Here is a 12509-nt window from a genome sequence, read left to right on the forward strand (position 1 = left end):
TGACATTCTGTTTCAATCGCGCCATAATGTCCATGGATTTTTATGACCCCTGCAAAGCATTATTGAAGGATGTGAATATGTATGCAGCCAAACAATCTTGCAAAAGAAGTCCGGAAGCTGCTTCCGGGCACGGACTGCACTGGCCGAGGCGGATGCGGATTTGCCACCTGTGACGAATGCGCCGCTGCCATCGCGGAAGGTGGTCCGGCAAACCTATGTCCTGCGTGCAAAGAGGAGGACATTGCTGCCATTGTCGCTTTGACAGGCGGCGAGCTCGTCCCCGCCAGGCAGGAAACCGCGTTTATCAAATGTTCCGGTTGCGCGGCCGGGAAGTCCAGACTGAAGGTATACGGCTCCTGCGAGGAGGCGGTGAAGAGCGGCTTTGCCGAGCATGAGTGCGTCTATGGATGCGTAGGCGCCGGTTCCTGTGTGGCCGCCTGTACCTTTGGGGCCCTGTCTATTGTGGATGGCAATGTCCAGGTGGACAAGGAAAAGTGCAACGGCTGCGGCGCCTGCGCCAACGCCTGTGTACAGAACCTGATCCACATGGTGCCGTCCGATGCCTCCAACTTCGTCCCCTGTTCCAATCAGGACGAGGAGGCGCGTGCCATCCGCCTGTGCGGTTACAGCTGCATTGGCTGTGGCGACTGCGTGGAGGCCTGTCCCGAGGGCGCCATCTCCGTGGTGGACAACTGCGCCCAGATCGACTACGACAAGTGTGTAGGCTGCGCGGCCTGCACCGTCTCCTGCCGGAAGAAGATCATTGTGGACACCTATCATGACCTGACCAAGCTGAAGTCCACGGTCTCCTTTGTCCGCTGCCGCGGCGGCTGGCATAACCATGAGGTCTATGCCAAGGCGGGGGCCACCTCCTGCCGTGAGGCGGTGAAGATGGCCCTGGATGGCCACTGCAACTATGGCTGCGCCGGCTTTGGCGACTGCGTGAAGGCCTGCCGCTTTGACGCACTGGAGATTGTCCAGGGTACGGCCAAGGTCAACCCCGACAAATGCGTGGGCTGTACTGCCTGCGTCCATGTCTGCCCCCAGGAACTGCCCGTCATCGTGCCCTACAAGGGCGCCAAGATGGTGCCCTGCGCCTCCAAAGACGACCCCGAGGTCCGCAAACAGCTGTGCTGGGTGGGCTGTATCGGTTGCGGCGACTGCGTGGACAACTGCCCGGATGGGCTGATCCACTTGGAGGACGGCCGTGCTGTTATTGAACCCGACCGGTGTGAAGACTGCAACATCTGCTCCTATGTCTGCCCCAACGGTGTCATCACCGCCCGGGAGATGCCGGAGTTTACCTATGTTCAGGTTCGTGCCATGGCAGCACAGAAAGGAGGCGCAGCGAAATGAGAGATACCAGACCCTTTAAGAGTATGGACGCCAACGCGGCCGCCGGCCACGTGGCGTATGCGTTTACAGAAGTCGCTGCCATTTACCCCATCACGCCCTCCTCTCCCATGGCGGAGCATGTGGACGAATGGGCCAACCAAGACCGTAGAAATATTTTTGGACACCGCGTCAATATCGTGGAAATGGAGTCCGAGGCCGGCGCCGCAGGCGCGGTCCATGGTTCCCTGTCCACCGGCGCGCTGACCACCACCTTTACCGCCTCCCAGGGCCTGCTGCTCATGATCCCCAATCTGTATAAGATTGCAGGCGAGGGGCTGCCCGGAGTCTTCCATGTGGCGGCGCGGACCCTGACCACCCACGCCCTGTCCATCTTCGGGGATCACCAGGATGTCATGGCCTGCCGGGGCACCGGCATGGCGATGCTGGCCTCCGGCACCCCCCAGGAGGTGATGGACCTGGCGCCGGTGGCGCACCTGTCCGCCATCCAGGCCAGCATGGGCTTTATCAACTTCTTCGACGGCTTCCGCACTTCCCACGAGATTCAGAAGCTGCGGACCTGGGACTATGAGACCCTGAAGGGGATGGTGGACTGGGATGCCATTGACCGCTTCCATGCCCAGGCGAACCTGCCCCATCATCCCTACCACCGCGGCTCCAATGAGCCCCCGGAGACCTTCTTCCAGCACAGAGAGGCCTCCAACACCGCCTACAACCACCTGGTGGACGTGGTGGTGGAGAACATGAACAAAGTCAATGCCGCCATCGGCACCAATTATAAGCCCTTCAACTATTACGGCGCCCCGGACGCCACCGATGTGATTGTAGCCATGGGCTCTGTCTGCGGTACCCTGGAGGAGGTTGTGGATGTCATGACCGCCCAGGGCAAGAAGGTAGGCGTGCTGGAGGTCCACCTCTTCCGCCCCTTCTCCGCCAAGCACATGCTCTCTGAACTGCCGGAGACCGTTCAGCGTCTGGCGGTTCTGGACCGCACCAAGGAACCCGGTGCCTTTGGCGAGCCCCTGTACCTGGATGTGGCGGCGGTGCTCAGCGACGCCGGCCGCACGGACATCCGGGTGATCGGCGGCCGCTATGGCCTGTCCTCCAAGGACACCACCCCCGCCGACATGTATTCTGTCTTCCAGCATCTGGCCAAGGGCGGCCACAACCACTTTACCGTCAGCATCCTGGACGACGTGACCAACCTGTCCATTGACCGGTGCGAGTTTGCCCTGCCGGACGATCCCACCCAGGCTTCCGTCAAGTTCTGGGGCATCGGCTCGGACGGTCTGGTGGGCGCCTCCAAGAACACCTCCAAGATCATCGGCGACCACACGGACAAGTATGTGCAGGCCTATTTCCAGTACGACTCCAAAAAGTCCGGCGGCCTGACCATCAGCCATCTGCGGTTTGGTGACAAGCCCATCCGCTCCTCTTACTATGTGGGCGCTGCCGACTGCGTGGTCTGCGGCAACCCCGCCTACATTGGCAAGTATGACATGGTCCGGGATGTGAAGCCCGGCGGCATCTTCCTGCTCAACTGCGACTGGGAAGGGGAGGAGCTGGAGGCCCGTCTGCCTGCGGAGATCAAGCGGGCCATTGCCCAGAAGCAGATCAAGTTCTATACCTGTGACGCGGTGAATATCGCCCGGAAGATCGGTCTGAAGGGGCGGATCAACACCATCATCCAGTCCGCTTACTTCAAACTGGCCGACCTCATTCCCGCAGAGGATGCCATCGAGTATATGAAGCAGGGCATCATCAATGACTACGGCGCCAAGGGACAGAACATCGTGGACATGAACGTGGCCGCGGTTCTGGCTGGACAGACCGCTGCCAAGGAGGTTTCCGTCCCCGCCAGCTGGGCCAACGCCCAGGACGGCGAGAAGCCGGTGCTGCAGCTCAACACCGTCAACGCCGAGCAGGACGCCTATGTCCGCAATATCCTGATTCCCACCAACAACCTGGAGGGCGACGCGCTGCCTGTCTCCGCTTTCCTGCCCTATGTCACTGGCAAAGTGCCCTCCGGCACGGCCGCCTTTGAAAAGCGCGGCATCGCGGTGGATATCCCCGTGTGGCATGCGGAGAACTGCACCCAGTGCAACTGGTGCTCCACCGTCTGCCCCCATGCGGTCATTCGTCCCTTTATCCTCAAGCCGGAGGATGCCCAGGGCCTGACCACGGTGGATTGCAAGAGTGCCCCCGGCAAGCGCTTCCTGATTGCCGTGTCCGCTGAGGACTGCACGGGCTGCGGCTCCTGCGCGGAGATGTGCCCCGCCCACGGCAAGGCGCTGTTTATGGAGCGCGCTGCCGGCCGGATGCACGACGATCAGGAGACCTTTGAGTACGCCAAGAAGGTGGGCGTCCAGCAGGGCTCGGGCAAGAATGTGAAGGAGGCCCAGTTCCTGCGTCCCTATCTGGAGTATTCCGGCGCCTGCCCCGGCTGCGGCGAGACCCCCTATGCCAAGATGGTCACCCAGCTCTTCGGGGACCACGCCATCATCGCCAACGCCACCGGCTGCTCCTCCATCTGGGGCGCCTCCGTGCCCAGCATGCCTTATGTAGTGGATGAGAAGGGCCGTGGCCCCGCCTGGGCCAACTCCCTGTTTGAGGACAACGCAGAGTTCGGCTACGGCATGTCCGTGAGCATGCGGACCCGCCGGGAGGGCATCAAGACCGTGGTGGAGCGTCTGGCAAAGAATCCCGCCTTCGGCGGCATTGCCAACGCCTGGCTGAAGAATCGAAACACCGCCGAGGCCAACCATCTGGGCGAGTCCCTGGTGGAGCTGTGCAAGGTCTATCCGGAGAATGAGGACGCGCAGTTCGTTGTCAAGAACGCCGACCTGCTGCCCCGTCCCTCTATGTGGATTTTCGGCGGCGACGGTTGGGCCTACGACATTGGCTACGGCGGCCTGGACCACATCCTGGCCTCCCGGGAGAACTTTAACGTGCTGGTCTTTGACACCGAGGTCTACTCCAACACCGGCGGGCAGTCCTCCAAGGCAACCCCCACCGGCGCGGTGGCTCAGTTTGCCGCCGGCGGCAAGCCCACCGGCAAGAAGGACCTGGCACAGATCGCCATGACCAACGGCCATGTCTACGTGGCTCAGGTGGCCATGGGCGCCAACCCCGCCCAGACCCTGCGGGCCCTGAAGGAAGCCGAGAGTTATGACGGCCCCTCCCTGATCATCGCATACGCCCCCTGTATCAACCACGGCCTGAAGGCTGGCATGAACCGCTCCATGGTGGAGATGAAGAAAGCCGTCCGGGCTGGGTATTGGAATCTGCTGCGCTTCGACCCCCGTCTGGCGGAAGAGGGCAAGAACCCCCTGCAGATCGACAGCGCGAAACCCAATGAGGATTACCAGAGCTTCCTGCGGGGCGAGGTCCGCTATGCCTCCCTGCGCATGAAGAACCCCGAGCACGCGGATGCCCTCTTCGCAGAGTCCGAGAAGAATGCACTGGGCCGTTATGAGAGTCTGATTCAAAGACACAACAGTCTGGAGCCGAAGGAGGGACTGGCGAGATGATTAACAACGTAAGAGAAAGAAATCCCATGCCGGAGCAGGCGCGGGAAGTTCGCTGCACCAACTTCAACGAGGTGGCTCTGGGCTATACCGAGGCCGACGCCATTCGGGAGGCCATGCGCTGCCTGAACTGCCGCAAAAAGCCCTGCGTGGCCGGCTGCCCCATTCACCAGCAGATCCCCGAGTTCATTGCCCGCGTGGCAGAGGGGGACTTTGAAGGGGCCTATGACATTATCACCGTGCGAAGCACCATGCCCTCCATCTGCGGGCGGGTCTGCCCCCAGGAGCAGCAGTGTGAAAAGAACTGCGCCCACGCGGTTAAGGGTGAGGCCGTGGGCATCGGCCGTCTGGAGCGGTTTGTGGCCGACTGGTACGCCGCCCGCCATCCCGTCTCCGCCCCGCAGGTGGAGAAGAAGGGCAAAAAGGTGGCGGTGATCGGGTCCGGCCCCGCCGGCATCGCCTGTGCCGGTGACCTGGCCGCCATGGGTTATGACGTGACCATTTTTGAGAAACTGACCTATGCCGGCGGCATTCTGACCTACGGCATTCCCCAGTTCGTCCTGCCCAACTCGGTGGTGGACCGGGAGATCGAAACCCTGAAGGCCCGGGGTGTGGAGATCGTCACCGGGACGCCCATCGACAAGGACAAGAGCGTGGACGACCTTTTTGCCGCGGGCTATGAGGCCATCTTTGTGGGCAATGGCGCCGATGTGCCCCAGCCGCCCAGAGGGCTGGACACCAGCCTCACCGGGGTGTGGTCTGCCAACGATTACCTCACCCAGGTGAACCTGCACAACGACACCCTCCCCGCCAACATCAAGGACGCCAAGCGCGTTCTGGTGGTGGGCGGCGGCAACGTGGCGGTGGACGCGGTCCGCTGCGCCCGGCGCCTGGGGGCGGAGACCATTATGGTTTACCGCCGCACCATCGCCGAGGCCCCTGCCCGCCGGGATGAGATTGCCCACACCTACGAGGAGGACATTGAGATCAGGGAACTAACCAACCCGGTGTCTTGTTACAGCAAGGATGGGGTTCTCACCGGGGTCAAGTGTGAGAAGATGGTGCTGGGCGAACCCGACGAGTCCGGCCGCCGCCGCCCCGTGGGGACAGGCGAGTTCTTCGACGTGGACTGTGACAACCTGGTCATCGCCACCGGTACCTCGTACAGTGACGCCGTGGTGGATACCACCACCGGCATTGACAAGGACAAGTGGGGGGGCATTGCCACCGACGCATCCGGCAAGACCAGCCGGCCCGGCGTCTTCGCCGGTGGCGACGCGGTCACAGGCCCCCAGACGGTGGTCAAGGCCATGGGTGCCGGCAAGCAGGCTGCGGTCAGCATTGACGCGTACCTGTCCGGCCGATAAGCAAAGATATTTTACGGTTTTTTGTTCACGGGACCGGGGCAGCCGCCCCGGTCCCGCGTTGTTTTTGGAGGCGTCTATGATTCAAATTGTGCGGTCCATGGCCTCTGTGGCCCCTCTCTTTGCTGGCTGGCAGGAGACCATCATCTGGTCCTGCCTGCAGGGGGAGATGGGGGAAGTTTATGCCCCGGTGGGGGAGGCCCCCGTCTCGGCCCTGGCCACGTTGGGGGATTTTACCTTTCTGGCGGGGGAGCCCCGGGAGGAGTTGGTCCGGTTCCTTCCCCCAAGCCGCCGGCCAGACTATCACATTCTGGTTCCCCAGAACGAGGGATGGGCCCGGTGCATTGCCGGGGTGTACCCCCAGGCCCGCCGGGTGACCCGCTATGCCACGGAAAAGACAGGGATGCTATTTGACCGGACCCGTCTGGCCCGTCTGGCCGCCCGCTTGTCCCCGTCGGACCAGCTCTGTCCCGTGAATACAACCCTTTATCAACGGTGTTTGGCCAGTCCCTGGAGCCGGGATCTGGTGGCCCAGTTTCCCACCCCTGCGGTCTTTGCCCGCCGCGGTCTGGGGATGGCGGTCCTCCGCCGGGGGAGACTGGTGGCCGGGGCTGCCTCCTATTCCCGGTATCGGGGGGGCATCGAGGTGGAGGTGGACACCCACCCTGCCTGCCGGGGCCAGGGATTGGCCACGGCTGCCTCAGCGGCGCTCCTCCTGGCCTGCCTGGACCGGGGGCTCTACCCCAGTTGGGATGCCCACACCAGGCAGTCCCTGGCCCTGGCGGAAAAATTAGGCTACCGATACAGCCATGCCTATCCGGCCTATGAGGTGGCCTGGACCCCATGAACCCCACGGACCCCCGTCCGGGCAGAGAAAGCGCCCGGACGGGGGTTGTTTCTTGGACTGTTTTATGATAAGGTTCTCTCGGATAGACAAGAAAAAGGAGGTATTCCATGAGAAAACGATGGGTTTGGGGGCTGATCTGTCTGCTTTTGTGCCTTCTCCCGGCCTGCGGGCAGGAGAAGCCCGCTGCCAATGACGTCCCCCCGGCCAGTGAGAGCCCCGTGGAAGCGGCCCCGCAGAAGCGGGAGGCGGATTTTTCAGCGGCGTTTGGAGGGATTCAGGGCTGTGCGGTTCTCTATGACCCGGGGACTGATCAATGGACCTTTTACCAGGAGGAGATGTGCCGGCAGCGGGTGTCCCCCTGCTCTACCTTCAAGATTGTCTCCACCCTCATGGGCCTTCACACAGGGGTTTTGTCCGGACCGGAGAGCACCATGACCTACTCCGGCCTGACCTACCCGGTGGCCGCGTGGAACCAAAACCTGACCCTGGAGCAGGCGTTTCAGTCCTCTTGCGTCTGGTATTTCCGCCAGGTGATCGACCAGGTGGGCCGACAGGCGGTGGCGGAGCAGCTGGCGGCACTTTCCTACGGCAACCAGGACATCTCCCAATGGGCGGGCAGCGGCCAGAATCAGAGCCAGGAGCTCAATGGTTTTTGGATTGACTCCTCCCTGAAAATCTCTCCCGTGGAACAGGTCCAGGTGCTGGCCGAAATTTTTCAGGGGGAGAGCCCATACACCCCGGAGGAGGTGGCCACCCTCCAGAAGATCATGCTGGTCCAGGACCAGGGGGAGCAGCAGGTCTATGGGAAGACGGGCACCGGCTTTGGCGAGACTGGCTGGTTTGTGGGTTTCACCCAGGAGAATGGACAGAAGACCTATTTTGCGGTATATTTGAGCGATGAGAGCCGGGAGATTTCCGGCAGTGATGCGCAAGCGGTTGCTCTGGCCCTGCTGGAGTAACCTGAAAAGGGAGAAAGGAAGAGGCTGATGCGTACAAGCTTGTCCCACCGGTGTGCACGATTTTTGGATGCCCGCGATATGCTCCGGCGGGCGTTCCCATTTGCGCATGCCCAAATGATCCCGATCTGTGCCGGGATGGCTGCCGGCCAGGACCGCCCCTGGGACGCGGGGCGTCTGTATGCCTGCCGGGATTTGATCCAGGAAGAAACCGGGCTGTTCTCGAACTTCCGGGGCGCCGGCCATTTGGCCGTGATTACGCTGCTGGCCCTGAGCCCCGCGCCGGAGGAGCGGATGGCGTTTGCACTTCAGGGCTACAAGGTTCTGCGGACGCGGTTTTACGCCTCCCAGTACCTCCCTCTGGCCGCCCTGCTGCTGGCAGATTGGGCGCGGGGAAGGGACCTGGATGGGGTGGCCGCCCGGGCGGAGGAGATTTACCGGCGGATGAAGCGGGAGCACCCCTTTCTCACCGGTGCGGAGGACAGTGTGTTTGCGGTTCTGCTGGCCCTGTCCCCCGATACAGAGCAGGCGGTGGTGGATCAGGTGGAGGCCTGCTACGACGCGCTGAAACACCCGTTTGGCACGGGGCAGTATACCCAGGCGCTCAGCCATGTGCTGGCGCTGGGGGAGGGGAGTGCCCAGGAGAAACGTGACAAGGTCCTGGGGGTGTACCAAGGTCTCAAAGCAGCGGGCCGGAAGTACGGCGCCGGCTATGAACTGGGGACACTGGGGAGCTTGGCGCTGCTGCCCGCTCCGGTGGAAGAACTGACAGCGGATGTGCTGGAGGTAGACGAGTTTCTGTCCCATCAGAAGGGGTATCGGGGGATACTGGGCCTGCCGAAGAACCAGCGGCTGATGCACAGCGCCATGCTGGTTTCCGGGGATTATGTTGACCAGAGAAAAACTTCTGTCATGGGAGCCGCTGCGGTCAGCGGGACCGTGGCGATGATTGCGGCGCAGGAGATGGCCCTCTGTGCGGTGATGGTTGGGGGCATTGGTGCCTCTGCTGCTGCAAATAACGACGGTTGAGCGGGGAAGAGGCTTCCGCTGCCCAGAGGTGACCGGCGCGGCGCTACCTGGCAGCGCCGCGCTTTTTGATGGGAAGTGCAGAAAATTTTTGCTGTTTCCCCTTGACTCTGACACGGTGTGAGGGGCTATTCTGTGTTTGTGCACAACCAAAACAGATCTGTGAGGACGAAACAATGCTGAAAATCGGAGAATTTTCCAAGCTGTCCCGGGTCAGCGTCCGCATGCTGCGCCACTATGACGAGATTGGCCTGCTGCCCCCGGCATCCATTGATTCCGCCACCGGCTATCGTTATTACAGCGAGGACCAGCTGCCTGTGGCTGGGCGGATCACGGCGCTGCGGGATATAGGGTTTGGCCTGGGGGAGATTCAGGCCTGCCAGCAGGGACGGGAGAATCCCCAGGTGCTGGCGGCGCTCTTCTCTGCCCGGCGCGAGGCGCTGCGGGGGGAACTGGCGGCGCTGCGGCGGCAGCTGCGCCTGTTGGACACCTTGGAACAGCGACTGAGAAAGGAAGACAGCAACATGGAATACCCTGTGAATTTGAAAACCCTGCCCCAGCGGCAGGTGGCCAGTGTCCGCATGACCATTCCGGCCTATGACCAGGAGGGCATCCTCTGGCACACCCTGGTCCGGGAGACGGAGCACCTCCAGCTCCAGCCGGACGACCCCTGCTACTGCACGGTGACCTTCCACGACGGGGAGTACAAGGAGACCGATGTGGATGTGGAGGCCCAGAAAACCGTCCGGGGAACCTATCCCGACACGGAGCACGTGGTCTTTAAGACGGTTCCCCCGGTGACCTTTGCTTCGGTGACCTTCCAGGGACCCTATGACAAGATCCAAGCGGCCAACGCCGCGGTGGCCGCCTGGGTTCGGGACAACGGCTATGTTTTCGACGGCCCCGCTTTCAACATTTACCATGTCAGCCCCCACGAAACCGACAACCCCGAGGAATTTATCACCGAGGTCTGCTATCCTGTGCGGCAGGCCTGACCCAACCCCTGGAGAAAAAACGGCGCCCCCTGGAATGCTCCAGGGGGCGCCGGTCGTTGGCGTCGTTATTTTGGCGGCTGTTCGTTGAGCCAGGTCAGGAAGCTCTGGGCCAGGGACAGCTGGTCCGGGGAGAGGGGACGCAGAAGTTCCGCCACATCCCGCCAGGCCTCATCCTGCTGGCGGACCGTGCCCACCAGAAATTCATCTGGTGTGGTGTCCAGCGCGATGGCCAGACGCATGAGGACCTCTGTGGAGGGAGTGGAGGTAGCCCGTTCGATACAGGAGAGATATTTCTCCCCAATATCTGCCATTTCCTCCACTGTGGCCTGCTTTAATCCCAGTTGTTTTCGGCGGTGGGCAATGCGCCTTCCGATTTCTTTATAGTCAAGTTTCATACGGCACCTCTCCTACTGATAGGATATGAGAAATGCCTGATAATAAAACGGTCTAATAACTGGAATACGGCTTGACAGAAGAAAAAATAGATAATATAGTCGAATTATAAACTGGAAAGTAGGTGAAGAGACGTGAAAAAGAGTGTAAAAGAATGCTTGCAGGAGTGGAAGGTTCCCCGACACTATGTGGGGTACCAATACCTGCTGGATGCCGCCGACCTCTATGCCCAGGGTGTGCCGGTGGGGTGGCCAATGCTGTTCCAGATTGGAGAAAAGCGCGGCCGGGCGATGTTCCGGGTACGCAAAGGGCTGTATACGGTGGTTAAGTATGTGCGCGCCACGCCGTTTGGGCTGGCCTGGCAGGCGGCCAAGGGTCACCCCCTTCAGGTGGGGGAACTTCTGTTTTACCTGTTGGAGCCGGAGGGGCAGGGAGACCCGCTGGGGGAAAGGCCGGCCAACGAGGAGGGGTAGCCCCATGGGAGGGAAAAGAACAGCCCGGGGGAAGCGTCGCTTTCCCCCGGGCTGTTCTCTTTCGTTATAGGCTCTGCCGCAAAATATCCACAATCTCCTGGTGGGTGAGGACTTTATAGCCCCCCTCCATGATAAAGGACCCCTTGGCAATGCCGTCCAGCATATCCTCGGTGACGCCCAGCTCCGCCAGGTGGAGCACCAGGCCCATCTCCTTCATCCAGTCCTCCATGGCGGCCAGACCTTCCTGGGCGATGGCCTCATCGGTTTTTCCCTCTGGGCGCACCCCCCAGACGTTCACTGCGAACTTCTTGAACTGATGCAGGCCGTAGGGCATCACATACCGGTAGTAGGGCAGGGAGACCGCCGACAGGGTCATGCCGTGGGTGGCGTCGGTGTAGGCGCCCACCGACTGGCCGATCATGTGAACCATCCAGTCCGTGTCCTTTCCTTGGGCTACCAAAGTGTTCAGGGCCCAAGTGGCGATCCACATCAGGTTGCTCCGGGCCTCATAGTTCTCCGGGTCCTTCACTGCGATCCGGCTGCTGTGGAGCAACGAGCGCATCAGGCCCTCCATGAGGTAGTCCGAGGTGCAGTCATCCTCCCCGGAGAAATACTGCTCGGTGATGTGGTTCATAATGTCGTAAATGCCGGCCACCATCTGGTACTTGGGCAGGGTATAGGTATACTTGGGGTTGAGGATGGAGAACTTGGGAAAGACCTCCTCCCCGAAGACGTGGCCGATCTTCTGCTTGGTGGCGTGATTGGTGATTACCGAGCCCCCGTTCATCTCGGAACCGGTGCCCACCATGGTCAGCACACAGCCCACGGGAATGAGGCGGTTGGCAGGCTCCTCCATGCGGACATAGTATTTCTCCCAGGGGTCCTCGTCGCACCAGGCGGAGACGGACACGCCCTTGGCATAGTCGCAGCAGGAGCCGCCCCCCACCGCCAGGAGAAGGTCCACGTTGTTCTCCCGGGCGATTTTGCACCCTTCATAGAGTTTTTCCGTTGTGGGATTGGGCATGACCCCGGGGTCCTCAAAGATTTCTTTGCCTGCGGCCTTCAGGATGGATACCACCTGGTCGTAAATCCCGTTTTTCTTGATGGAGCCGCCCCCGTAGATCAGTTGGACCCGCTTGCCGTAGTGGGCCAGCTCACCGGCCAGGGCATCCAAAGCCTCCGGGCCGAAATGGAGTTTCGTGGGGTTGCAGTAGCTGAAATTACCGAGCATTGTGAGAATCTCCTTCGCTATAAACTTCTTTCGCCATCCGCAGGGCGGCCCAGGCCTTGGGCCAGCCGGCATAGAAGGCGGCGTGGGTGAGAATTTCCGCCATCTCCTGGGCGGTGACGCCATGGTTTTTGGCGTTTTGTATATGAAAGGAAAGGGAACTGTCCAAAATCCCGCTGGCCATCAGGGCGGTTACCGTGACCATGGACCGGTCCCGGGGAGAGAGTTCAGCCTGCCGGGACCACACCTCTCCGAATAAAACATCGTCGTTGAGCTGGGCAAACTTGGGGGCGAATTCCCCCAACTCGTCCCGGCCAGCTGTTACCTTTTCCATCATAAATGATCTC

General features: G+C 61.4%; 11 protein-coding genes. 8 read left to right on the top strand and 3 right to left on the bottom strand.

Features of this window, described 5'->3' with window-relative positions; genetic code table 11:
* Nucleotides 1-81 precede the first annotated feature (81 nt).
* From DV520_RS00330 to DV520_RS00360, 7 genes are all read left to right on the top strand, one after another.
* Nucleotides 82-1356, top strand: coding sequence for a 4Fe-4S binding protein (locus DV520_RS00330; RefSeq protein ID WP_117141415.1), 1275 nt, complete (start codon nt 82-84; stop codon nt 1354-1356).
* A complete protein-coding gene (gene nifJ, locus DV520_RS00335; RefSeq protein ID WP_021920044.1) occupies nt 1353-4883 on the top strand; it encodes a pyruvate:ferredoxin (flavodoxin) oxidoreductase in 3531 nt (1176 codons plus the stop codon). The genes DV520_RS00330 and nifJ overlap by 4 nt, the downstream gene beginning before the upstream one ends.
* Entirely contained in the window at nt 4880-6247 is a 1368-nt protein-coding gene (locus tag DV520_RS00340) for an FAD-dependent oxidoreductase (RefSeq protein ID WP_021920043.1), read from the top strand. Before nifJ ends, DV520_RS00340 begins: the two co-directional genes overlap by 4 nt.
* 76 nt (nt 6248-6323) lie before the next feature.
* A complete protein-coding gene (locus DV520_RS00345) occupies nt 6324-7091 on the top strand; it encodes a GNAT family N-acetyltransferase (protein WP_117141416.1) in 768 nt (255 codons plus the stop codon).
* Nucleotides 7092-7198: 107 nt separating this feature from the next.
* Nucleotides 7199-8050 (top strand): penicillin-binding transpeptidase domain-containing protein, encoded by an 852-nt coding sequence (locus tag DV520_RS00350; protein WP_117141417.1) that lies wholly within the window; start codon nt 7199-7201, stop codon nt 8048-8050.
* A gap of 27 nt (nt 8051-8077) precedes the next feature.
* Nucleotides 8078-9076: a DUF4003 family protein gene (locus DV520_RS00355; RefSeq protein WP_117141418.1), complete on the top strand. Its 999-nt coding sequence runs from the start codon at nt 8078-8080 to the stop codon at nt 9074-9076.
* A gap of 173 nt (nt 9077-9249) precedes the next feature.
* Nucleotides 9250-10068, top strand: a complete 819-nt coding sequence (locus tag DV520_RS00360) for a MerR family transcriptional regulator (protein ID WP_117141419.1) — start codon at nt 9250-9252, stop codon at nt 10066-10068.
* A 65-nt stretch (nt 10069-10133) separates the two neighbouring features.
* On the opposite strand, the gene DV520_RS00365 is transcribed toward DV520_RS00360, so the two are convergent.
* Entirely contained in the window at nt 10134-10463 is a 330-nt protein-coding gene (locus DV520_RS00365) for a helix-turn-helix domain-containing protein (protein WP_021920038.1), read from the bottom strand.
* A 132-nt stretch (nt 10464-10595) separates the two neighbouring features.
* Here DV520_RS00365 and DV520_RS00370 point away from each other — a divergent pair, with 132 nt between their 5' ends.
* Nucleotides 10596-10934: a hypothetical protein gene (locus DV520_RS00370; RefSeq protein WP_021920037.1), complete on the top strand. Its 339-nt coding sequence runs from the start codon at nt 10596-10598 to the stop codon at nt 10932-10934.
* Between the two features lie 64 nt (nt 10935-10998).
* Here the strand turns inward: DV520_RS00370 and DV520_RS00375 are convergent, their stop codons facing one another.
* Nucleotides 10999-12165, bottom strand: a complete 1167-nt coding sequence (locus DV520_RS00375; protein ID WP_021920036.1) for an iron-containing alcohol dehydrogenase — start codon at nt 12163-12165, stop codon at nt 10999-11001.
* Nucleotides 12155-12499, bottom strand: a complete 345-nt coding sequence (locus tag DV520_RS00380) for a carboxymuconolactone decarboxylase family protein (protein ID WP_187422444.1) — start codon at nt 12497-12499, stop codon at nt 12155-12157. The genes DV520_RS00375 and DV520_RS00380 overlap by 11 nt, the downstream gene beginning before the upstream one ends.
* Nucleotides 12500-12509: the final 10 nt, after the last annotated feature.

Source organism: Evtepia gabavorous (genome assembly GCF_003425665.1).
Lineage (GTDB): Bacteria > Bacillota > Clostridia > Oscillospirales > Oscillospiraceae > Evtepia > Evtepia gabavorous.

What these genes read in the sequence shown, in the direction of transcription:
- DV520_RS00345 (WP_117141416.1), top strand. Translation starts at nt 6,324, where the DNA reads ATGATTCAAATTGTGCGGTCCATGGCCTCTGTGGCCCCTCTCTTTGCT.
- DV520_RS00380 (WP_187422444.1), bottom strand. Translation starts at nt 12,499, where the DNA reads ATGATGGAAAAGGTAACAGCTGGCCGGGACGAGTTGGGGGAATTCGCC.
- nifJ (WP_021920044.1), top strand. Translation starts at nt 1,353, where the DNA reads ATGAGAGATACCAGACCCTTTAAGAGTATGGACGCCAACGCGGCCGCC.
- DV520_RS00355 (WP_117141418.1), top strand. Translation starts at nt 8,078, where the DNA reads ATGCGTACAAGCTTGTCCCACCGGTGTGCACGATTTTTGGATGCCCGC.
- DV520_RS00330 (WP_117141415.1), top strand. Translation starts at nt 82, where the DNA reads ATGCAGCCAAACAATCTTGCAAAAGAAGTCCGGAAGCTGCTTCCGGGC.
- DV520_RS00375 (WP_021920036.1), bottom strand. Translation starts at nt 12,165, where the DNA reads ATGCTCGGTAATTTCAGCTACTGCAACCCCACGAAACTCCATTTCGGC.
- DV520_RS00350 (WP_117141417.1), top strand. Translation starts at nt 7,199, where the DNA reads ATGAGAAAACGATGGGTTTGGGGGCTGATCTGTCTGCTTTTGTGCCTT.
- DV520_RS00340 (WP_021920043.1), top strand. Translation starts at nt 4,880, where the DNA reads ATGATTAACAACGTAAGAGAAAGAAATCCCATGCCGGAGCAGGCGCGG.
- DV520_RS00365 (WP_021920038.1), bottom strand. Translation starts at nt 10,463, where the DNA reads ATGAAACTTGACTATAAAGAAATCGGAAGGCGCATTGCCCACCGCCGA.
- DV520_RS00360 (WP_117141419.1), top strand. Translation starts at nt 9,250, where the DNA reads ATGCTGAAAATCGGAGAATTTTCCAAGCTGTCCCGGGTCAGCGTCCGC.